This is a genomic window from Aneurinibacillus sp. REN35 (genome assembly GCF_041379945.2).
In the GTDB taxonomy this organism is placed as follows: domain Bacteria; phylum Bacillota; class Bacilli; order Aneurinibacillales; family Aneurinibacillaceae; genus Aneurinibacillus.
In genome coordinates, this window is the sequence record NZ_JBFTXJ020000009.1 from 42,704 (window position 1) to 63,981 (window position 21,278).

Sequence of the window (21,278 nt, forward strand, 5' to 3'; positions counted from 1 at the left end):
TTAGTAAATAAAAAGCGGGAGATACATATCCCCCGCCCCTTTATTCCTCTATAAATTCCGTAACAACCTGTACCAGTGCACCAAGATCATCAACTAAAGCAGAATGCCCTGTATCAAGATAATGAATACGTGCATTCTCGCCAATGTCTTCTCGTATATCCAACGCCATCTGCTCCGGCACAACTCGATCTTTTCGCCCGCTTATCACAAGGGTCGGCATTGAAATATTCCCAGCCTTGCCATTGCCTTCTCCCATGATCGTAGTCTTATTACTTATATTAAACATCGCAAGCGCATAATCAACATCCACCAGATTGCGCTGTGTAAGCATATCATCTAGATACTTATCATACTGCGCTTCATCCGGTTTCGTATTATGGTAGATGAGCATTTCCCATACCTGCCGCAGCGTCGCTTTATCCTTTGTTTCATATGCGCGTAAAATCGGCAGCACTTGTACAAGATCCTGTGAGATTTCTTCTTTGGTCCGCAGCGGCTGCCTCATATCAGGCTGTCCGTGTTCATCCTTCTTAAATATCGGATAGCCTCGTGTTCCAACAGACGCAAGCAAGATCAGCTTTTCCACCTTATGCGGATGGTCTGCGGCAAAATCCATGCTCACTCCGCCGCCCGTTGACCAGCCCATCAATATAAAAGACGGCAAGCCCACTTGCTGAGCCCATTCATGCAGATCGTCGGCAAAATCATGCAAAGAATTAATCGGTGTATGATAGCTTGATTCTCCAAATCCCCGCAAATCAACAGCATAGATCTTATATTCTGGAGGCATAGCCTCCATCAATACGTCCCAATGCACAGAAGACGTCATATTCCCATGTACAAGTACAAGCGGACGGGTACCCCCTGCACGCTCTCGATAGGCAATTGTTTCTCCGTTTCTAAGTTCCACATAATGTAAAGAGATGTCTGCCATCACGCATTCTCCTCTCTGTTACAGCTGGAATTTCGATACATACTCCTTCAACTGCTCCGATTGCGTACGCAATACCTGTCCTGCCGCCGCAACCTCTTCCATGAATGCAGTCTGCTCTTGAGCCGCATGCGAGATCACTTCCGCACCGCGTGATGTCTCATGCGCTACCTGAGCCACATCACGGGCATCGCGCATCATAACCTCCATGCTCTGGCCCTGCCGCTCAATCAACGCTGCGATTCGCTCTACAGAAGCCACAACTTCGTTTACGGAACCAGAAATATTATGCAGCGCCTGGGTCGTCTGCTCACCACGCTTGGACTCTGTATCCGCAATCGCAACCTGCTCTTGAATCTGCTTCACCGCGTTCGTTACTTCACGCTGCATCTCATCAATCAGTGCGGTAATATTGGAAGCCGCCTTGCCGCTCTCATCAGCAAGCTGCCGTACTTCATCGGCCACTACCGCAAAACCCTTTCCATGCTCACCTGCACGGGCCGCCTCAATGCTTGCATTGAGTGCTAATAGGTTGGTCTGACCAGCTAGTTCACTAACTACTCGAGTAATATTTCCAACCTGGGCCGCATTTTGCTCTAGACGGCGTACGGTAGCAATAGATTGTTCGTTTTCTTTTGCTAATTTATGCATACCTTCCACAAGTGATTCTACGACTTTCCCGCTCTCTGACAGCGTCGTAATCATCTGCTTAGATAATTTCCGAGAACCTTCCGCATGTTCAGTCGCTTCCCTGCACAGCTCGCCGACCGCTTCGACAGACTCCGCCATCGCTTCGGTGTGCTGCGCTTGATTATCTGCGCCATGCGCAATCTGATCCATTGTAATGCTGATCTGCTCAATCTGAGCGGCCGCTTGATCTGATGCAACCGTCAGCTCTGTAACGCTTGCTGCCGCATGCTCAGAAGAGAGGTTAATATCATGAATCATCGTCCGCAAGTTTTGAATCATCGCAGCGAACGAACGAGAAAGCGCAGCAATCTCATCCCTGGAGTTCATCTCCTTAATATCCACGCGCAGATCTCCCGCCGATGCGCGAGAAGCTGCCTGTTCCAATTCAACAATAGGCTTTACAAGCCAACGCGCTACCAGCCAGCCGAATAATCCAGACCAGAAAACACCGAGTGAAAGCGTTACTAGCGTGAATAACCAATGCGGCATAAAATCTGTAACATAATCGCTTATAACAAAAATGAAAAAAGCACTTACACTATACGTAATCGCTGACAAGCCACCGATTCCAAGTACAAGTTTTTTTACCAAACCAAATGAATGGGTCGATCTAGTACTCATATTGCTCCCTCCTGCAGTCAAACAAGATAATATGTCCTTATCTTGTTTATCGGATGGAAGCTATTCTATTTATTAATAAATTTATCTTTTATTATGATGAAAATTTTGCATCCCTTTCAATGATAGTGACCAGGCGAATGAGCGCCTCTTCAATTTCCTTTGCACACTCTTCATACGTAGTAAGGTCTGCACCGAACGGATCTGCTACATCATAATCAGGTGTCTGCCTCTCCAGAATAGCGATTTCATTACGTTCTTCTAGCGTTGCCTGCATAATGCGGTCCCGCCAATCGTCAAGCTTCTCGCGCACCGACTCAAGTCTCGTATAGAGCTTCTGGTATTCATCTTCGAGCGCACGAATTTCTTCACGGTGTTCATCCATGAATGCCTGCTGCTTTGCCTCAAGACGATCATACAACGCATCTAGCTTGCCCAATCGCTCCCCGGTCTCTTCTGATGTATCCGCATATTCTTTTAAGGTATATACTTTCTCCTGGCAATCAGGGAATTGCTGCAACAGCGTATTTTTATGGGACTGTGTCATTGTAATGATCAAATCAGCCCAATCCAGCAACTCATCCGTCACTGTCTGCGACATGTGCTTCTCCGTTATGCCCTTCCGCTCAAGAATTGCAGCGGCATGGCCAGAGGCAGCCGAACCTGCGGACGCAAACAGCCCGGCAGATTTCGCTTCCGCTTTTATTCCTTTATCGGCGGCAATCTTCTTAAAAAGTTTCTCTGCCATAGGACTGCGGCATGTGTTACCGGTGCATACAAACAAAATACGCATCAAATTCTCCCCTTTCCTGCTTTTCACTTACATTGTCGTCTGAATTCTAAAAAATTGCAAGCACCCAAGCATAGTCTGTATTGTTACCCTACCCTTTATCCTTCCTAATCACTCACATAAGTACGTGAAGCAGCGCCATTGCAAGCAAGCTTACAAGCATGCCGGACTGCGCGCTTAATGCATGCATCGCAAGGCCAGCCGGTCCCAGCTCTCTAAAGACAAGATATCCCATCGCACCGATCGCAAATGACATACCGAACGTAACGGACGCAGGACTGGCTACAAAGTATATTCCACCCAGCCAAGCACCCACCGGAATGCATAGACTAATCAGGAAGGCGAGCAGCAGGATATAACGCCGCTGCATCCTGCCAAGCAAAAACGGAGCAGCAAGGCCGACTCCTTCTGGAATGTTATGCAGGGACATCGATAGAGCTATCAACGTACCTGCATGAGGATGCGCTTGGAAACCAGCACCGATTGCCGCCCCTTCCGGAACATGGTGAAAAGCAAGCGCCGCTGCCATCAGCCAACCGGCATTGCGCCAGCTTACCGCCGTGCGCTCCATGCTCGTAAAAGATCCAGAATAATGAGGAGTGCTGTGATGCCCTATAAAATGATGGAGGATATGCAGGAGCAATACACCGAATGAGATACCAAGCACAACACCGTACCACTCCTGTTCACGCAAAGCGGCAGGCAGCAGATCAGCCAGAATCACCAAACCCATAATACCAGCCGACATACCAAGATAAAATGCCATCAGTTTCCTTCCAGGCATTCCGGCAACCAATGTTACCAGCGCACCGACTACAGTCGTCAGACCGGTTCCCATGCTGATTAGCAAAAGTTCGTTCATCATCATACGCCGTGCCTCTACAATAAGAACTTAATCCCGAAGCCTAGCAGGATTAATGCTCCAAAGATTTCACTATATCCTCCCAACCAGTTACCTACCCGACGACCGAGAAGCAGTCCCATTGCTGCAAGTACAGTTCCAAGCACACCAAAGATCAGAACAGCCAGTATGACATTCACCTTAAATAGACCAAATGAAAAACCGACGGAAAGCGCGTCAAGACTTACGCTAAAGCTAAATAGCAAAAGCCCCCAGAATGTTGTTTTCAATAGGGGGCTTCGTTCTTCGTCGCTGAAAAATGAACTCCAAAACATATGAAGCCCCAGCGCCACGAGGATGAATCCTCCAATATACGAAGCGACGTTGCCTACATACGCTGTGAGGAAAAGGCCTAAGCCAATCCCAATCAGCGGCATAACAATATGAAAAAGGCCAATTGTCAAGCTTACTTTTAAAATGGTCAGCAGGCGGATACCGCCCATTCCCATGCCGATACCAAGCGAAAAGGCATCCATCCCCAATGCAACTCCGATCATCAGCAGTGTAAAGAGTTCTCCCCACTGCAGTGCTTCCCAACCCATACCGATTCCTCCTGTCTATAGACGCATGGCTTTATATAGACAAGATATGCGGATGTGGACAGGATATGCGCAGTAGCGTTACAGGTATCGTCCCCCAGCTGCTTTCGCCAAACGATTCATGATCGCAGCGCCGACACCGCTCTCCGGAAAAGTCTCCGCAAAAATCGTATCAACACAGGCTTGATCAAACTGGCGCAGCACGTCATAGAGTCGCCGTGCCACGCTGATCTGATCGCTTCGCGCACCGCAGGGAACAACCGTATATCCACCTTTGTAACTTGGAAGCGATTCTTCTGTCGCTAAAATCCCAACCTTCTTTCCCTCTGCTGCCGCTTCCTTGGCAAAGCCACTGATGCGTGCAGCCATTTCCTCTGGACTATCCCCGCGAACAAGCCACATTTCTCCTTTTGGCGCATAATGCCGATACTTCATCCCCGGTGATTTAGGAGCTATTCCTTCACTGAGCATACCAGGATCAATCGCAACCTCCCCTGTGATCTCGGCAATCTGTTCAGCCGTCACGCCGCCCGGTCTAAGAATGAGCGGCACATCGCCTGTACTATCCACAACCGTTGATTCTACACCGATCCCTGTCGGCCCTCCATCAAGCACACCCGCAATGCGCCCGTCCAAATCTTCGAGTACATGCTGAGCTGTTGTCGGACTCGGTCGGCCTGACAGATTGGCACTTGGCGCCGCAATAGGAAGGCCGGCACATTGAATCAACGCCAATGCAAGCGGATGGTCCGGCATCCGAATCGCTATCGTATCTAGGCCTGCTGAGGCACGCTGAGCTACGCCCGGTTTCTTCTGAAAGACAATGGTCAGCGGACCGGGCCAGAATGCTTCCATTAGCGCTTCAGCCATAGGCGTAACCTCGGCCACAAGCGCATCAAGCTGCGCCCGGTCGGCAATATGAAGAATCAACGGATTATCGCTTGGCCGCCCTTTTGCTGTATAAATTTTTTCTACCGTATCATCGACAAGCCCATTGCCACCAAGGCCGTATACGGTTTCTGTAGGAAATGCAATCAGTTCATTTTGACGCAGCATATCGGCTGCTTCATGCACCTGTGGATAATCTTCTAATCCATCCACAATATTATCCACATTCCAGTATTTTGTCTGTTGATTCATAATATAACCCTCAGTTCTACTAGTTTCTGCTTTCAATCACTCTATTAATGTATCCATCCACTTGTAGATAACTACATATCCACAGCCTGTGGATAGAATGTTAATAACTTATTATATTAATTGTGTATGACTCTTCTTTTTCCAGAAAAATTGATAATAACCAAGCTGAAGCAGAAGATTGGCCGCAAACGCAATCGGATACGCAATCCAGATACCTTCGATCCCAATGCGGTAAGAAAGAATATAAGCGATAGGAACCTCTACGCCCCAGATGGAGATAATCGATAACGCTGTCGGCCAGAACACGGTACCGCTCGACCGCATGATACCCGACATCACACTTCCATGCCCAAAAATAAGGTAACTCCATAGTGTGATACGCAACAATTCATGCGCTAACGCAAGTGTATAGGTCTCAGAGATGAACAGTTTCAGCACTGCATCAGAAAACAAATACGTGAGCGTGATAAGTACACCACCAATCACATAATTCAACACAATACCTGAACGCAGGACCTTCTGCAAACGATCGAATAAACCTGCACCAATCGCCTGTGCTCCGAAGATGGATACAGCCATACCAAGGCTCATCGCAGGCATCATTACGTAACTGGCAATCTGGTTGACCGCCCCATAGGCCGCCGTCGCCAATGAGCCGAATCGGTTAACAAATGAAATCACCGCAATCGTAGCGAGTGAAATCAATACCATCTGTATACTTGTTGGAATCCCGATCTTTATTAATAGTTTAAAAATATCGCTATCAATTTTCAAATGGTGCAGCGCTCTGCGGTTGAAGCGTAGCGGATGATCAACTCTGTGCAGATAGATAAGAAAGATAAGAAACGTAACAAATGAGCCGATCACATTCGCCCATGCCGCTCCATTAATGCTCAACTGCGGGAATCCGAACAATCCAAGTACGAGCAGCGGAGTTAACGCAACAGTCAATACCGTACTAATAATCAAGAAGTAGAAGGGAGTCTTCGAATCTCCCGTTCCCCGAATAAACGTCGTATATGAAATATATAAGAACAGCACCGGCATTGCATAAAAAAAGACACGGGCATACGACGCAGAATCTTCTAAAATATTAGCAGGTGTACCAATAAGGCGCAGTATATCTTCTGCAAAAACGGCACCGATCACAGAGAGCATACCGCCTAAGATAAATGTCGATGTCAGCGTTGTACCCATAATTGCGCGAACTCGCGTGAAGTTCTGCGCTCCGTATGCCTGACCAATCAATACGGAGCTGGCGCTGCCTAGGCCAATAACAAAAGAAATCAAAAAGAAAAACATGGGGAAAAACGCTGATACTGCCGCCAGTGCATTTACACCAATAAAACGTCCAAGCATAATGCTGCTGACTGTACCGCTGATCGATTGCAAAACATTGCTTAGCATAAGCGGAACAAGAAAAAGAAACAGAACACGCCATACCGGCTTGCTGTTATCCACACTACTCTTCCATACTTGCTTCGCACCGCCTTCTTCTGTATCACCAACGATTCCTTTATTTTGCTCCGTGTCTCCGCCTTCGAATTCGGGTTTGTTTCCTTCCATGTTTTCCACTCCCTATCCCGAGTTGTTCCTGATTATCATACCCGCTTTCCCAGGAAAAAAAAAGAAACTCTGCCGCTTTGACAGGGTTCCTTTGTTACGCAAATAACTTATGAAACCATTCAACTAAAAAGAACCGAACTTGAATTTGATCTGTGTCACCGTCTCTGCGGTCAGCACCCGCCTGATTATCCTGTGCCGCCGTATCACCACTGCCAATATCGACAAAGCAAAGTGCCGGAAACAGAACACACCACCAATTCTTTCCTTCGGCATTCCCGATCGTGATTCGTACCGCTTCATACTGGCCCGCCGGAAAAACCTGCGTTCCGTACATCTTCGTTGGAAATTCTGTTGCGGCAAGCTCTACACGGGAAGAATACGAAAATCCCTTTTCTTTGATCGTTTCATCGACAAGCTGTTGCAGCTGCGGCAGATGACTGCCGATTACCGCGCGTGCGTCGTCGATATCCTTCATCTTACCCGCCCATTCTTGAACCGAAACAATCACACGATCACGTATCTCACGCTTTAATTGCTGATCTTCCGGTGTATCGCTGTTCGCAAGAATCCGCAGGCGAATCGACTGCTTAGGCACCATTGTATCAGCAAAGACTGCCAACGCTTCTTTTTGACTCTCCCAACTCATCAATAAAAGAAATAATATAAAAAATAGCAGATAATATCTTTTCATCATTCCCTGTCCCCTTCCCTCTTCCCATGTTCACAGTATGGGCAGGGATGTTAGAGAATAAACCCGCTATCGTAAAAAATACGAGAGAAAAATGATAGAGTTGAGCCTCCGATATTATGCCTGCTTTTCGGAACGCACACCAATCACATGTCGGCCAATACCTGCGAGATCCTTCACAATGTATGCTTCTGAGAATAATCCTGTCTCATCCAACCAGTCTCGAATCATTTCAGCTTGATGAATGCCTACCTCAAAGCCGAGCAGTGCATTTCTTTTCAACACACGAGCCATATCCTGTATCATGCGTCGATAGAATACCAAACCGTCTTCTCCACCATCCAACGCACGAAGCGGTTCATGTCCCTTCACCTGAACATCGAGCTGCGTTACATCATAGGATGGAATGTACGGCGGATTGGACACAAGAATATCCACGCTTCGTCCGCCTTGCAGCAGCGGAGCAAGCAAATCGCCCTGCCTAAATGCAATCTTTTGTTCTACGCCGTGTCGTATCGCATTGCAGCGAGCTGTGGCAAGCGATTCTTGGGCAATATCTGTGGCGGTCACATGCCAATTCGGGCAGCCGAAAGCAGCCAGTGTCACTGCGATCGCACCGCTTCCCGTACCAATATCAGCAACCTCAAGCACAGCTTCCTCAGACCAGATCATACGCGCGCGACGTATAATCTCCTCAACCAACAGCTCCGTTTCCGGGCGCGGAATCAGCACGGAGGGATTCACCTCGAATGCGAGGCCATAAAACTCCTGTTCACCAACAATATACTGCATCGGCTCTCCGGCTGCACGCCGTGCTATTACTACTTGAACCTTCTCCCACTCCGTTGTCGTTAGTCGATACGACATCTGTGAGATAAACTGTGTACGATCCCAATCCAATGCATGGCGAATTGCATATTCCGCAAGAAACGCCGCGTCTTCAATCCCTTTCTCACGTAAAAAACGAGAAGCCTTCTGCAAGGCTTCCCGTACCGTTATGCCGTCCATCCTTACGCCCCTTCGGCGTTACGCATCAATTCCGCCTGCTCATGCAGAACCAGCGCATTAATGATTTCGTCCATCTCGCCGTTAAGGATTTGCTCAAGCTTATGCAGCGTGAGGCCGATACGGTGGTCGGTCACACGACTTTGCGGGAAATTGTACGTACGAATACGTTCGCTTCGATCCCCCGTACCTACTGCGGAACGGCGGGCATCCGCATATTCCGCATGCGCTTCCTGCTGATATTTATCAAGCAGGCGGGCGCGTAGTACGCGCATCGCTTTGTCTTTATTCTTATGCTGCGACTTCTCATCCTGGCACGTTACCACAATACCTGTCGGAACATGCGTGAGACGCACCGCTGATTTGGTCGTATTAACGCTCTGGCCGCCTGCACCACTAGAGCAGAACAAATCTACGCGGATGTCGTTTTCGTTCACATCCACTTCCACTTCTTCCGCTTCCGGCAGAATCGCAACCGTAGCTGTAGATGTATGAATACGACCGCCGGATTCCGTGCTTGGCACGCGCTGTACACGGTGTGCGCCGCTCTCAAATTTAAGACGGCTGTACGCACCTTTACCGTTTACAGAGAAAATAATTTCTTTATAGCCGCCAATGTCCGTTGGAGCCGCCTCAAGAATTTCTACTTTAAACTTATGTTTCGCTGCATAACGTGTGTACATCTCAAATAAGTCAGACGCAAACAACGCAGCCTCATCACCGCCGGCTGCACCACGAATCTCAACGATCACGTTCTTGTCATCGTTCGGGTCCTTCGGCAGAAGCAATACGCGAATTTGCTCTTCGAGTTCTTCCTTCTTCTCTTCAAGCTCGCCAATTTCCATCTTGACCATCTCGCGCATCTCATCATCGAGCTTCTCTTCAAGCATGTCTTTGGCGTCCTGCCATTGTTGTGTTATCTCTTTATATTCGCGATACGCTTGTACCGTCTCTTCTATGTCGGATTGTTCCTTGGAATATTCACGCAGCTTAACCGGGTCATTCATGACTTGCGGGTCGCATAGCAGCTGCGTCAATCGCTCATACCGCTCAACAACCGATTCCAATCGCTGTAGCACGGTTCTTCACCTCATTTTTTAATTCCATAGCATAACAGTATAATTATAGTCAAAATTCTATAGAAAAACAAGATATTCATGCTTTGGTAAATGAGAAAAACGAAGATAAAGCAAACAGGCACGCATTTGCGCACCTGGCTTCCTCTTCTTCTGTTACTTCATTTTGCCGCCTAGATCATTCATGTGGATGCGATAGTTGTTAATCGGTGTGCCGCTGCGAATACCGTCTCCAATATCCTGAATACGAGTGAAGATACCTGTATCCGAACTGACACGTACATCATAGCGCGGCATTTTCTGCTGCACACGCTGGCGGACACGCTCTTTAATATCAGCAGCCTCTTTAGACGTACGCACCGTATCAGCAAGCGTGATTCCTACATATGCATGGCCTCCGTTAATCACTACGCTTGCACGCTTCACCTTAGCTACCTGCACAGCTACATTAGCCATGCTATCGGCCTCTGCCTGCACATCGCGCACATCATTGCGCCCTGTCACCAGATTCGGGTTAAGATCGCTTCCGACGAGTACACGAGTCGTTTTCTCCGGCTTTGTTCCGTTATATTCATTCACCTGCACCCCGTTCTCTCTGGGGGCTGCACCTTGTTTCTGATTCGTATTACAGCCTGTAGCGAGCAGCAGGCTAAGCCCTAAGATGGCCACATGCACTATTTTCTTCATAACTGTAAGCCCACCTCCTCATCTGTAGTGTTTGCTAAGAGGTGGTGGGCTTATGCGCCCTTCTTATATAAGCTACGGGAGTGAAATGTTACCGTGCATGCTATGCGGATGCTTGTAGCACTTCCGGCACACAGGCATATAGCTGTCATTGCCGCCAATCTGGATCTGCTCGCCTTCATATACAGGCTCTCCTTCTTTTACACGCAATACCATCGTCGCTTTGCGATCGCAGAACCAGCAGACGGTCTTGATCTCCTCTATTTTGTCGGCATACAAAAGCAATGCTTCACTGCCTTCGAACAGATGATTGGAGAAATCATTTTTCAACCCATATACAATGACCGGCACCTTAAGGTCATCTACAATTTCGGTTAGTTGTAGAATATGATGCCTGCCTAAAAATTGTCCTTCATCTACAAGGACGCAATGCGGCAGACCGCCCTGATTCCTCTCAACAATCGTCTTCATATTGGTCTCTTCGCCGACAACAATGGCCTCACGCTTTAGTCCAATGCGGGAAGCAACATATCCTTGTCCGTATCGATTATCAACCATAGATGTGAAGATTATGACTCGCTTGCCCTGCTCCTCATAATTATGTGCTACCTTTAGGATTTCCACCGATTTACCGCTGTTCATTGTACCATAACGAAAATAAAGTTGTGCCATGCTGAATCTCCTTCCAACCTATCCATCTTATCTCGAAAGAAAGGTCGGGAAAAGAGGGAATAAAAAGGCATTAAAAAACAGACAGGCATGACGGCCTGTCTGTTTTGGTAACATACAATTACTTGATGTTGTATTTCTTTTTGAAACGATCTACACGTCCACCAGCGTCAACAAATTTTTGTTTACCAGTGAAGAAAGGATGGCACTCGGAGCAGATCTCCACGCGCAAGTTTTCTTTCACTGAGCCGGTTTCGAACTCGTTACCGCAAGCGCAAGTAACTTTAGTCAATTTGTAGTCAGGATGAATATCCGGTCTCATTTCGTTCACCTCTTTCTGCCCTGAATCTTTACGAAACAGAGTTACAATCAAACACAATATAGAAGAATTATATCACGCATATATCCACTTTGCAATTACTGTTACAGAAATTTTTATACCGTTAATGTCTTCTTCCGAAGCTCTTGAAATTCCACTGGAGGGATGTGCGTATAGGAACCGATGATAACATCCGGAAGCTCTTGACGGTAAATATCAAGCGCCTGCTTCATGCCAAATACTTCGCCTTGAGCTGGTGGAATCATAGCCAGATAACTCTCTGGATCAATGTTTAAGTTACGCATCTGAATCAAACGAATGCCATTCTTGCGAATAAATTCAATCATCGCTTCCATCTCTTCCTCTCGGTCGAATACTCCCGGGAACACAAGATAGTTGATGGACGTATACACACCTTTGCCGCTCGCATAAGAAGCTGACTTCGCTACGTTCTCTAGCGTATAGGCACGAGGACGATAGTAGGCATTATAATGCTCATCGATGGCACTAATGGTACTGATGCGCATCAAATCAAGACCAGCATCTACAATCGCCTTAATATGATCCGTTAATCCGGCGTTCGTGTTAATGTTAATAAAACCTTCTCGGGTCTTTTCACGGACACGGCGCATCGCCTGTGTAATGATCGCAGCCTGTGTAGACGGCTCGCCTTCACAGCCTTGTCCGAAGCTAATGATGGATTCAGGTGTCTTGAGGTGATGAAGCATGACTTCCACCAGCTCGTCTACCGTCGGCTTGAAATTCATCCGGGTCTGCGGCGCAGGGAATCCGCTGTCATCCGGCTGTTCAGAGATACAGCCATAGCACCCTGCATTGCAGGAATACGATACCGGCAGCCCCGCCTCCCAGCGATTGAAGAATGTATTGGATGCCGTTAAGCACCCATAACCAAGCGTACAGTTGCTTAAATGGGTAAATACGCGGTTCTCCGGGTATTGCTGTACTGTATTTTTGACCAATTTTTCTTTTTCGTCTTCGGGAAAATTCAACGGGTTCCACTTATGCGTAGCATCCGATTGCTCCCCCGCTACATAAAACGCATTATTGTGCCACACCACAGCCGTGTAGCCAAAAAGCGGGAGCTTATCATCCTTGTTAGCTTTTACATATCCGGGAAGCATAAGACGAGTGAATCCCTGCGGCATCAGCGCACCTACCGCCTGATACTCATTTAATCGAATCATCTCACCAGTTGCAGGGTCCATACCAACCGGGTGGCAATTCGGCAGACTGACTAACGTAGCGCCTTCCGGAAGCGGGATCAACTCCTCTTCAAGAAGCTCCATGATAGCGTCACCGCCCCGGCCCAGTCCGAACAACTCGGGATGATCATAGACCTGCCCCTGCTGATCTGCATATACAAGATACATATATCAATGCTCCTTAGCTCTCTTTGTTCGTAAGCACGTCACTGTCAATACATCCGAAACATTATAATTCACACGCAATAAAAAAGTCAAAGATTGTACTCTTAGCAAATTTCCCTATAATTATATCATTACATCAAATGAACGTAATCCTACTTTATGCTAAGGAGATGGACAGTGTATGGCACCATCACAGCCAAACAGAAAAAAAACTCTGTTATCACTGGAGAATATCAGCCCGCCTCAATTGCTTGTCATCGGATTTGGCTTCATTATTTTCCTTGGCACTTTCCTGTTAACCCTGCCCATTGCGACCGTAGACGGCCAAGGCCTCTCCTTCATCAATGCGCTGTTCACAGCTACGTCCGCAACCTGTGTGACGGGACTCGTTGTTGTCGATACCGGCACGACATTCACAACGTTTGGACAGTTGACCATTCTCAGCATGATTCAAATCGGCGGCCTTGGCTTCATGACTGTGGCCACATTATTTACCATCCTGCTCGGCCGCAGAATTTCATTGCGCCAGCGCTTACTCATCCAGGAATCGTTGAATCAGATCAGCTTAGAGGGCATGGTACGGCTTGTAAAAAGCGTTCTGCTGTTTACATTCCTGTTCGAAACAGCAGGTGCCATCCTTCTTACGATCCGCTGGTCTTTTGATACAGACTGGCAGAGCGCCTTATATTTAGGTATTTTCCATGCGATCTCAAGCTTCAATAATGCCGGGTTCGATATTATGGGCGACTTCAAAAGCATGACCGAGTATGTAAGCGACCCTACCGTAAATCTTGTCATTATGATACTGGTTATCTTTGGCGGGCTTGGATTTATCGTCATTGCGGAGCTGATGCAATTCCGCGAACGGCGAAAGCTCTCTTTACACACCAAGGTCGTACTGTCTTCTAGCGCGCTGCTTATTGTGATAGGTGCGCTGGTGATCTTTCTTATCGAATTCAACAACGCTAAAACGTTAGGACCACTCAACTGGTCAGGAAAAATCCTCGGTTCGTTTTTTCAATCTGTGGTTGTGCGCACAGAAGGCATGAACTCCCTATCCATTGGAGATCTGCACCAATCCTCGCTGTTCTTTATGATTATTCTTATGTTTATCGGTGCTTCTCCAAGTTCAACCGGGGGCGGTATTAAGACGACGACATTCGTTACACTACTTGGTGCGGTATGGTCCATGATTCGCGGAAAGGGTGATGTGGTGTTTTTCAAACAGCGCATCGAAGAAGATAAGGTATACAAAGCGCTAACCATTACTATGGCATCCATGCTCCTTGTCATCACTTCAACGATGATTCTCTGCATTACCGAGACCCAAGATGATTTTCTGACCATACTGTTTGAAGCCACTTCCGCTTTCGGGACGGTTGGTATATCTATGGGCTTAACACCTCATCTCACAACCGCAGGCAAGGTGATCCTCTCTATCCTCATGTTCGCCGGTCGTCTCGGGCCGCTAACCGTCGCATTCGCTCTTAGCTGGGATCGAAGAAAAAAGCATTTCCGCTATTCGGAAGGAAAAATTATTATCGGATAATCCTTCTTTCAGACGAAACCGTCCCGAAGTTGCCGATCTACAGCAGCCAGGGACGGCTTGTTTGCTTAAAACATACCCATCCACTGCGCTCCAAGAATGAATAAGCCAAGCACCCAGACATACATAGCAAAGCCCTTTAACGAACCACGCTTCAGCAGGCCGATCATCCAGCGCACCGCAACATAGCCGAACAGCGCAGAAAAAAATGCGCCGAATAGAAGGGGGGAAAGTCCAATAACTTCCCGGCTCTCTCCGGTTACTACCTTCACGCTCTGCAGCAGTACACCTCCCCCTATTGCGGGAAGGGAGAGCAAAAAGGAAAAGCGGGCCGCAGCCTCCCTGTCCATACACCGAAACAGCGAAGCCGCAATCGTAAGACCGGAGCGAGATAATGCAGGCAGGATCGCAGCCGCTTGAAAACAGCCGATAAATAATGCGTCCCTATACGATATTCTCTCAAGCGATTTTTCCCCTCGGTTTTTCCAACCATCCGCCAGCCACAATACTACACCTGTCACTAAAAATTCATAGCCGACTGTGATACCTGTCCGAGAAATTCCTTCAAAGAAGTCCTCAAAGATAAGCCCTACCGCAACCGCAGGTAATGTACCGACAATAAGCAGGCCTGTAAGCTTATTGAATGGTCTTTTGATAATCTCGATAACATCGTCGCCATAAACGGCCAGCACAGCGAACAGCGTACCGATATGCAGCATCGTATCAAGGAATAAACCCGCCTCGTCCAATCCGAAAAGGTGGCGGCCTATATACAGATGCCCTGTACTGCTGACGGGAAGAAACTCGGTCAGCCCCTGAATGATGCCAAGTACAATAGCCTGAAGCTCGTTCATAGTTTTTCTCCTTTTTCTATCCACTATATGAACAAGCAACGGCAAGTATGGCTTATCAACAAATCTTGCATAAAAAAAGAAGAGCAAAGGAACTAAGTCCCCTCTCTTCTTCACATATACTACCCTACTATGAACGTGATTTATTCCCTGGCTTCTTAGCCGCTTCAAAAGCAAGCGAATCAAGGAACTCCTGATTGGTCTTCGAATCTCCCAATCTTTTAATAAACGCTTCCGTAAATTCATTACTATCATGAATGGATTTGCGCAGCGCCCAGATCTTCTCCAGATCTTCCTTCGCAAAGAGCAGTTCTTCTCTTCGCGTACCGGAACGGCGGATATCAATCGCCGGATAGACGCGGCGCTCGGCAAGCTTACGGTCTAGATGCAGCTCCATGTTGCCCGTACCTTTGAACTCTTCATAAATCACATCATCCATCCGCGACCCCGTCTCGATCAGCGCCGTAGCCAGAATGGTCAGACTGCCGCCTTCTTCCACGTTGCGCGCAGCCCCAAAGAAGCGCTTCGGACGATGGAACGCCGCAGGATCAATACCACCAGAAAGCGTCCGTCCGCTTGCCGGCACGGTAACGTTGTAGGCACGTGCCAGACGGGTAATGCTATCAAGCAGAATAATGACATCCTTTTTGTGCTCAACAAGACGCAGCGCACGCTCAAGCACTAATTCCGCTACTTTGATATGATTCTCTGGCAACTCATCAAATGTAGAGCTTACGACTTCCCCTTTCACAGAACGCTGCATATCCGTTACTTCTTCCGGTCTTTCATCAATTAAAAGAACGATTAGCTCAGCATCAGGATGATTAGTTGCAATACTGTTGGCAATCTCTTTTAACAGCATGGTTTTTCCTGCTTTTGGCGGAGCGACAATCAAGCCGCGCTGGCCAAAACCGACAGGTGCGATCAAATCAATAATACGGGAAGACACTCTGGTAGGCGATGTCTCAAGTACCATTTTTTTCTGAGGATAAAGAGGCGTAAGCGCCGGGAAGTGGAGACGCTCTGGAGAACTCTCAGGAGGCTCACCATTGACTGCATCAACGTGCAGTAGCCCGAAATACCGTTCATTTTCTTTTGGCGGCCGTACCTTACCTGACACTCTGTCTCCGGTTCGCAAGTCAAAGCGACGGATTTGTGAAGCAGAGATATAAATATCCTCCGCACTTGGCAAATAATTGACAGGGCGCAGAAAGCCGAATCCATCCGGATGCGTATCAAGCACACCCTCCATAAACATATGCCCCTGTTTCTCCGCCTGGGCTTGTAGAATCGCAAAGATTAATTCGCGTTTCTTAAATGTGCCGTAATAAGGAATCTGATATTCTTTTGCCAGCTTATACAGCTCCGTTAACTTCTTTTCTTCCAATTGTGCTAAATTCATTTCCATATGCCGTTCGAACACCACACTTTTCTTAATTAATGACCAGTCTAACCGTTTCTTCGCCCTACTAGTCTTTTACGACAAACTGAGGCTTACGCTCAAGGCGGTGCTGGCCATCAATAAAGCGGACCGTACCGGACTTGGCTCGCATAACAATGGATTGTGTAAATGCACTGGTACCTTCAAAGCGTACGCCTTTTAACAACTCACCATCCGTTACACCCGTCGCTGCAAAAATACAATCGTCACCCTTTACAAGGTCTTCCATGAGCAGTACTTGATGCGGATCAGCAAGCCCCATCTTTTTGCAGCGCTCGATTTCCGCTTCGTTATAAGGAACTAGACGACCTTGGAATTCACCACCTAGACATTTGAGTGCCACAGCGGCAATTACTCCTTCAGGCGCACCACCAATACCGAACAGGATGTCTACACCCGTATGTTCGAACGCGGTATTGATTGCACCGGCCACATCACCGTCAGAGATCAACTTAATACGTGCACCCGCTTCACGGATTTCTTCGATGATTTTCTCGTGGCGGTCACGGTCCATCACACAAGCAACCAGGTCACTGATATCTTTTCCTTTGGCCTGAGCGACCGCTCTTAGGTTATCAATAATCGGTGCGGTAATATCTACCTTGCCTGCCGCTTCCGGACCTACCGCCAGCTTGTCCATGTACATATCCGGCGCATGCAGCAGGTTTCCCCGGTCCGCTACAGCCAATACAGTTAGTGCATTCCATGTTCCTTTTGCCACGATATTGGTGCCTTCAAGCGGATCAACAGCAACATCCACCTCTGGACCTACTCCTTGACCCAGTTCTTCCCCAATATACAGCATAGGCGCTTCATCCATCTCACCTTCACCAATCACGACTGTCCCCTGCATCGGTACGGTATCAAATACAGCTCGCATCGCAGTGGTTGCGGCATCATCTGCTTCTTCCTTTTTGCCTCGTCCCATCCAACGAGCGGATGAAAGTGCTGCTGCTTCCGTTACACGAACTAATTCCATTGTTAAACTGCGTTCCATTACTCTGTCATCTCCTGTTCCGTTAGTAAACTTTCTCAATCGGTTTTTCTCGCCACATGACAGCGCCCAAACTCTTAAGCTTGTCTTCTAACTCGGCATAGCCTCGGTCAATGTGATGGACACCCGTAACTTCTGTTATGCCATCCGCCATCAATCCGGCAATCACAAGCGCGGCACCTGCGCGCAAATCCGTTGCAACGACCTTTCCCCCAATAAGCGGGGTCGGGCCTTCGATAACGGCTGAGCGCCCTTCGACCTTAATTTTTGCTCCCATGTTCAATAAATGCTCTACATGCTTAAAACGAGCATGATAAATATTGTCGGTGACAATACTTGTACCGGTAGCACACGTTAATAGAGAGGTAATAGGCTGTTGAAGGTCGGTGGGAAATCCGGGGTAAGGGAGCGTTTTAATATCGATTGCTTCATATGCATCTCCGCCCATGACATGAACGGCATCATCATCTTCATCCACCCGTACATTCATCTCTCTAAGCTTCGCTGTGAGAGATTCAAGGTGGCGGGGAATCACATTGTCAATCACCACATCTCCACGAGTTGCCGCAGCAGCAATCATATACGTACCCGCTTCAATTCGATCCGGAATGATCGAGTGCCTGCAATTACGCATCTTCTCTGTTCCTTCAATCCGAATGACATCCGTTCCTGCTCCTTTAATGCTGGCACCCATGGCATTCAGCAGCGTGGCCACATCGATAATCTCCGGTTCTTTGGCTGCATTCTCAATCACAGTTTTTCCTTTGGCCCGGCAAGCCGCCAGCATAATATTAATGGTAGCACCAACACTGACCACATCAAGGTATAATTTATTACCAATAAGTTCATTTGCTTGAATATGTAAAGAGCCATGCTCATGCGAAAGTGTGGCACCCAATGCTTCAAAACCTTTTATATGCTGGTCGATGGGTCTTGGCCCTAAATTACAGCCGCCCGGCAGACCGATAATCGCTTCCCCGAATCGTCCTAACATCGCGCCCATCAAATAATAGGAGGCTCTTAACTCTTTGATCTTACCGTTTGGCATGGGCTTGGGTTCCATGTTGGTAGAATCGATGCGCAGCGTATCGTTGTCACGTTCTACAACCGCACCTAAATCCTGCAGAATCTCACTATAAATATGGACATCGCTAATATCGGGCACATTCTCAAGTACAACTTCAGCGCCCGCAAGAATCGCAGCAGGAATTAGTGCTACTGCACTGTTTTTAGCCCCGCTAATCTGAATTCTTCCCTGCAGCTTCTGCCCGCCTTTGATAAATAGTTTCTCCACAGCTCGATTCTCCTTACTCAATGGGAAAAAGCACCTTTTCCTTATATCTTTTGAAAAGGTGCTTCTCTCCTCTATTATTTTTGCTGCGCTTCCTGCCAATCCGCAAGAAAACGTTCGATGCCTGAATCGGTCAGCGGATGCTTGACCATCTGACTGAAGATTTTATACGGGATGGTCGCAATGTCTGCGCCCATCTTTGCGCACTCTACTACATGCAGTGGATGGCGTACGCTTGCCGAGATAATTTCCGTCTCGATATCATGCACATCAAAAATCTGAGCAATATCAGAGATCAATTGAAGACCATCCTGAGAGATATCATCTAATCGTCCTAAGAACGGGGACACGTACGTTGCTCCAGCACGAGCCGCAAGCAGAGCCTGTGTTGCCGAGAACACAAGCGTTACGTTCGTTTTGATTTTTTTCTTTGTAAAGTATTTAACGGCTTTTAGACCTTCCACCGTCATCGGCACTTTAATCACGATGTTTTTGGAGAGAGAAGCGAGCTTCTCGCCTTCTTCAATCATGCCTTCCGCTTCGAGGCTGATGACTTCGGCGCTGATCGGTCCATCGATAATGTCGATGATCTCTTTTAGCGTCTCTTCAAAGTCCCGACCTTCTTTTGCGACTAGGGACGGGTTGGTCGTAACACCGGCTAAGACGCCCCACTCGTGTACTTCGCGAATTTCATTTACATTTGCTGTATCAATAAAAAATCTCATGGTCCACTCCTTCTGTCGTTATGCTGACAAAATGGTGTTACGCTTGGTTGCTGCTTCCAAACTCGCGCATCTTTCCTTTAACCGTTTCTTTAATGGTGTCACGTGCTGGTCCTAAATATTTGCGCGGATCATACAGTTCCGGTTTTTCTTCTAGCACTTTGCGAACCGTTTTGGCCGACTCGATCTGATTCTCTGTATTCACGTTGATTTTGGCTGTGCCAAGAGAAATCGCACGCTGAATATCTTTTGTCGGGATACCCGTACCCCCGTGCAGTACAAGCGGAACCCCCGTCAAATTCATAACCTCTTCCATTCTATCAAAACCCAGGTTCGGCTCGCCTTTGTACGGTCCATGTACAGAACCAAGGGCTGGAGCAAAGCAATCTACGCCAGTCTCGCGTACAAGCTTATCACACTCTTCAGGGACCGCATACATCGCTTCCGCATCCGCAACCACCAGGTCATCTTCCTGACCGCCGATCCGTCCAAGCTCTGCTTCTACAGACACACCAAGCGCATGCGCTACGTCTACCACGCGCTTCGTCAAGGCGATATTCTCTTCGAGCGGGTAATGCGAACCATCAATCATAACGGATGTGAATCCTGCATGAATAGCTTCCACGCACTTCTCAAAAGATGAGCCATGATCTAAGTGAATCGCCACCGGTACGGTAACTTTATATTCTTCCATCAGCGCTTCTACCATCGCTACAACCAATTTGAAACCGCCCATGTAACGAGCTGCACCTTCACTTACTCCAAGGATGACAGGAGATTTTTCTTCTTCCGCAGCCTGCAGAATGGCCTGCGTGAATTCAAGGTTGTTCAGGTTAAACTGACCGACTGCATACTTTCCCTCTACGGCTTTGTTTAACATGTCTGTCATCGATACTAATGGCATATGTAAGATCCTCCTTGTTTTGTGCATACTCTTACTCAAACATTGCTTATTATACCACAATGGAAGTTTAGCATGCGAGTTGCTTATTTACCGCTGTTCGCAGTTCATCAATGTCAAATGGCTTAGTAAAATGCGTCAATGCACCGAGTTCCGTCGCCTCTTTAATCATATCCAATTCACCATAGGCTGTCATCATAATGACCTTTGTATCTGGGGCGATTTTTTTAATTTCTTTTAAAATCTCAAGCCCATCCATCCCTGGGATTTTCATATCCAGAATCACAAGATCCGGCGAATCACCTACAACAATCTCTAATGCCTGCTTTCCGTTTGCTGCCTGAAAGGTTTGGTATCCTTCTTTTCCAAATACCTCAAAAAGCAAGACGCGAATCCCGTATTGGTCATCAACAATCAATACTTTCTTATCCTTCATGTTGTGTCCCCCTTCGACTCTTAACCCATACAGTATGTATTGCTTGTTCCCACATTTATATATTGTAAGATTCGCTATATACTAAAAAATTC

At 47.5% G+C, this 21,278-nt stretch carries 22 protein-coding genes; 1 reads left to right on the plus strand and 21 read right to left on the minus strand.

Annotated features, from left to right (window positions below; genetic code table 11):
- Positions 1 to 40: 40 nt before the first annotated feature.
- The 14 genes from phaZ to AB3351_RS16305 all read right to left on the minus strand — a co-directional run bounded on the left by phaZ (position 41) and on the right by AB3351_RS16305 (position 13,007).
- The gene (gene phaZ, locus AB3351_RS16240) at positions 41 to 934 is read right to left on the minus strand and encodes an intracellular short-chain-length polyhydroxyalkanoate depolymerase (RefSeq protein WP_371148201.1); all 894 of its coding nucleotides are present in this window, start codon (positions 932 to 934) and stop codon (positions 41 to 43) included.
- A gap of 18 nt (positions 935 to 952) precedes the next feature.
- Positions 953 to 2,242: a methyl-accepting chemotaxis protein gene (locus AB3351_RS16245; RefSeq protein WP_371148202.1), complete on the minus strand. Its 1,290-nt coding sequence runs from the start codon at positions 2,240 to 2,242 to the stop codon at positions 953 to 955.
- Positions 2,243 to 2,333: 91 nt separating this feature from the next.
- Positions 2,334 to 3,032 carry a low molecular weight protein arginine phosphatase gene (locus AB3351_RS16250; protein WP_371148203.1) on the minus strand — a complete coding sequence of 233 codons (699 nt, stop codon included), beginning with the start codon at positions 3,030 to 3,032 and terminating at the stop codon, positions 2,334 to 2,336.
- Between the two features lie 112 nt (positions 3,033 to 3,144).
- On the minus strand, positions 3,145 to 3,897 hold the full coding sequence (locus AB3351_RS16255) for a ZIP family metal transporter (protein WP_371148204.1): 753 nt from the start codon (positions 3,895 to 3,897) through the stop codon (positions 3,145 to 3,147).
- Positions 3,898 to 3,908: 11 nt separating this feature from the next.
- A complete protein-coding gene (locus tag AB3351_RS16260) occupies positions 3,909 to 4,472 on the minus strand; it encodes a manganese efflux pump MntP (RefSeq protein ID WP_371148205.1) in 564 nt (187 codons plus the stop codon).
- Positions 4,473 to 4,550: 78 nt separating this feature from the next.
- Positions 4,551 to 5,609, minus strand: coding sequence for an L-threonylcarbamoyladenylate synthase (locus AB3351_RS16265; protein ID WP_371148206.1), 1,059 nt, complete (start codon positions 5,607 to 5,609; stop codon positions 4,551 to 4,553).
- A gap of 111 nt (positions 5,610 to 5,720) precedes the next feature.
- Positions 5,721 to 7,175, minus strand: coding sequence for an MATE family efflux transporter (locus AB3351_RS16270; RefSeq protein WP_371148207.1), 1,455 nt, complete (start codon positions 7,173 to 7,175; stop codon positions 5,721 to 5,723).
- A gap of 94 nt (positions 7,176 to 7,269) precedes the next feature.
- Positions 7,270 to 7,869: a stage II sporulation protein R gene (gene spoIIR / locus AB3351_RS16275; RefSeq protein WP_371148208.1), complete on the minus strand. Its 600-nt coding sequence runs from the start codon at positions 7,867 to 7,869 to the stop codon at positions 7,270 to 7,272.
- Between the two features lie 111 nt (positions 7,870 to 7,980).
- Complete coding sequence (gene prmC, locus AB3351_RS16280) at positions 7,981 to 8,871, minus strand: peptide chain release factor N(5)-glutamine methyltransferase (protein WP_371148209.1); 891 nt, start codon at positions 8,869 to 8,871, stop codon at positions 7,981 to 7,983.
- Between the two features lie 2 nt (positions 8,872 to 8,873).
- Positions 8,874 to 9,947, minus strand: a complete 1,074-nt coding sequence (gene prfA / locus AB3351_RS16285) for a peptide chain release factor 1 (RefSeq protein ID WP_371148210.1) — start codon at positions 9,945 to 9,947, stop codon at positions 8,874 to 8,876.
- 153 nt (positions 9,948 to 10,100) lie between these two features.
- Positions 10,101 to 10,631 carry a YhcN/YlaJ family sporulation lipoprotein gene (locus tag AB3351_RS16290; protein ID WP_371148211.1) on the minus strand — a complete coding sequence of 177 codons (531 nt, stop codon included), beginning with the start codon at positions 10,629 to 10,631 and terminating at the stop codon, positions 10,101 to 10,103.
- A gap of 72 nt (positions 10,632 to 10,703) precedes the next feature.
- The gene (locus AB3351_RS16295; protein ID WP_371148212.1) at positions 10,704 to 11,300 is read right to left on the minus strand and encodes a thymidine kinase; all 597 of its coding nucleotides are present in this window, start codon (positions 11,298 to 11,300) and stop codon (positions 10,704 to 10,706) included.
- A 118-nt stretch (positions 11,301 to 11,418) separates the two neighbouring features.
- Positions 11,419 to 11,619 (minus strand): 50S ribosomal protein L31, encoded by a 201-nt coding sequence (rpmE, locus tag AB3351_RS16300; protein ID WP_206248427.1) that lies wholly within the window; start codon positions 11,617 to 11,619, stop codon positions 11,419 to 11,421.
- Between the two features lie 113 nt (positions 11,620 to 11,732).
- On the minus strand, positions 11,733 to 13,007 hold the full coding sequence (locus AB3351_RS16305; protein WP_371148213.1) for a radical SAM protein: 1,275 nt from the start codon (positions 13,005 to 13,007) through the stop codon (positions 11,733 to 11,735).
- Positions 13,008 to 13,185: 178 nt separating this feature from the next.
- Between AB3351_RS16305 and AB3351_RS16310 the strand changes: the two genes are divergently transcribed.
- The gene (locus AB3351_RS16310) at positions 13,186 to 14,553 is read left to right on the plus strand and encodes a TrkH family potassium uptake protein (RefSeq protein ID WP_371148214.1); all 1,368 of its coding nucleotides are present in this window, start codon (positions 13,186 to 13,188) and stop codon (positions 14,551 to 14,553) included.
- A 65-nt stretch (positions 14,554 to 14,618) separates the two neighbouring features.
- Here the strand turns inward: AB3351_RS16310 and AB3351_RS16315 are convergent, their stop codons facing one another.
- The 7 genes from AB3351_RS16315 to AB3351_RS16345 form a co-directional block, all read right to left on the minus strand.
- Positions 14,619 to 15,404: an undecaprenyl-diphosphate phosphatase gene (locus tag AB3351_RS16315; RefSeq protein WP_371148215.1), complete on the minus strand. Its 786-nt coding sequence runs from the start codon at positions 15,402 to 15,404 to the stop codon at positions 14,619 to 14,621.
- Between the two features lie 127 nt (positions 15,405 to 15,531).
- Positions 15,532 to 16,809 (minus strand): transcription termination factor Rho, encoded by a 1,278-nt coding sequence (gene rho, locus AB3351_RS16320; protein WP_371148216.1) that lies wholly within the window; start codon positions 16,807 to 16,809, stop codon positions 15,532 to 15,534.
- A 61-nt stretch (positions 16,810 to 16,870) separates the two neighbouring features.
- A complete protein-coding gene (gene glpX / locus AB3351_RS16325) occupies positions 16,871 to 17,839 on the minus strand; it encodes a class II fructose-bisphosphatase (RefSeq protein ID WP_371148217.1) in 969 nt (322 codons plus the stop codon).
- Positions 17,840 to 17,861: 22 nt separating this feature from the next.
- A complete protein-coding gene (locus tag AB3351_RS16330) occupies positions 17,862 to 19,130 on the minus strand; it encodes a UDP-N-acetylglucosamine 1-carboxyvinyltransferase (protein WP_371148218.1) in 1,269 nt (422 codons plus the stop codon).
- Between the two features lie 74 nt (positions 19,131 to 19,204).
- Entirely contained in the window at positions 19,205 to 19,852 is a 648-nt protein-coding gene (fsa, locus tag AB3351_RS16335) for a fructose-6-phosphate aldolase (protein WP_371148219.1), read from the minus strand.
- 37 nt (positions 19,853 to 19,889) lie between these two features.
- Entirely contained in the window at positions 19,890 to 20,753 is an 864-nt protein-coding gene (gene fba / locus AB3351_RS16340) for a class II fructose-1,6-bisphosphate aldolase (protein WP_371148220.1), read from the minus strand.
- Positions 20,754 to 20,820: 67 nt separating this feature from the next.
- Positions 20,821 to 21,186, minus strand: coding sequence for a response regulator (locus tag AB3351_RS16345; RefSeq protein WP_206248471.1), 366 nt, complete (start codon positions 21,184 to 21,186; stop codon positions 20,821 to 20,823).
- Between the last annotated feature and the right edge of the window lie 92 nt (positions 21,187 to 21,278).

What these genes read in the sequence shown, in the direction of transcription:
- glpX (WP_371148217.1), bottom strand. Translation starts at nt 17,839, where the DNA reads ATGGAACGCAGTTTAACAATGGAATTAGTTCGTGTAACGGAAGCAGCA.
- AB3351_RS16290 (WP_371148211.1), bottom strand. Translation starts at nt 10,631, where the DNA reads ATGAAGAAAATAGTGCATGTGGCCATCTTAGGGCTTAGCCTGCTGCTC.
- AB3351_RS16260 (WP_371148205.1), bottom strand. Translation starts at nt 4,472, where the DNA reads ATGGGTTGGGAAGCACTGCAGTGGGGAGAACTCTTTACACTGCTGATG.
- AB3351_RS16345 (WP_206248471.1), bottom strand. Translation starts at nt 21,186, where the DNA reads ATGAAGGATAAGAAAGTATTGATTGTTGATGACCAATACGGGATTCGC.
- AB3351_RS16295 (WP_371148212.1), bottom strand. Translation starts at nt 11,300, where the DNA reads ATGGCACAACTTTATTTTCGTTATGGTACAATGAACAGCGGTAAATCG.
- prmC (WP_371148209.1), bottom strand. Translation starts at nt 8,871, where the DNA reads ATGGACGGCATAACGGTACGGGAAGCCTTGCAGAAGGCTTCTCGTTTT.
- phaZ (WP_371148201.1), bottom strand. Translation starts at nt 934, where the DNA reads ATGGCAGACATCTCTTTACATTATGTGGAACTTAGAAACGGAGAAACA.
- AB3351_RS16315 (WP_371148215.1), bottom strand. Translation starts at nt 15,404, where the DNA reads ATGAACGAGCTTCAGGCTATTGTACTTGGCATCATTCAGGGGCTGACC.
- spoIIR (WP_371148208.1), bottom strand. Translation starts at nt 7,869, where the DNA reads ATGATGAAAAGATATTATCTGCTATTTTTTATATTATTTCTTTTATTG.
- rpmE (WP_206248427.1), bottom strand. Translation starts at nt 11,619, where the DNA reads ATGAGACCGGATATTCATCCTGACTACAAATTGACTAAAGTTACTTGC.
- fsa (WP_371148219.1), bottom strand. Translation starts at nt 19,852, where the DNA reads ATGAGATTTTTTATTGATACAGCAAATGTAAATGAAATTCGCGAAGTA.
- AB3351_RS16310 (WP_371148214.1), top strand. Translation starts at nt 13,186, where the DNA reads ATGGCACCATCACAGCCAAACAGAAAAAAAACTCTGTTATCACTGGAG.
- AB3351_RS16305 (WP_371148213.1), bottom strand. Translation starts at nt 13,007, where the DNA reads ATGTATCTTGTATATGCAGATCAGCAGGGGCAGGTCTATGATCATCCC.
- AB3351_RS16255 (WP_371148204.1), bottom strand. Translation starts at nt 3,897, where the DNA reads ATGATGATGAACGAACTTTTGCTAATCAGCATGGGAACCGGTCTGACG.
- rho (WP_371148216.1), bottom strand. Translation starts at nt 16,809, where the DNA reads ATGGAAATGAATTTAGCACAATTGGAAGAAAAGAAGTTAACGGAGCTG.
- fba (WP_371148220.1), bottom strand. Translation starts at nt 20,753, where the DNA reads ATGCCATTAGTATCGATGACAGACATGTTAAACAAAGCCGTAGAGGGA.
- AB3351_RS16265 (WP_371148206.1), bottom strand. Translation starts at nt 5,609, where the DNA reads ATGAATCAACAGACAAAATACTGGAATGTGGATAATATTGTGGATGGA.
- AB3351_RS16270 (WP_371148207.1), bottom strand. Translation starts at nt 7,175, where the DNA reads ATGGAAGGAAACAAACCCGAATTCGAAGGCGGAGACACGGAGCAAAAT.
- AB3351_RS16250 (WP_371148203.1), bottom strand. Translation starts at nt 3,032, where the DNA reads ATGCGTATTTTGTTTGTATGCACCGGTAACACATGCCGCAGTCCTATG.
- AB3351_RS16245 (WP_371148202.1), bottom strand. Translation starts at nt 2,242, where the DNA reads ATGAGTACTAGATCGACCCATTCATTTGGTTTGGTAAAAAAACTTGTA.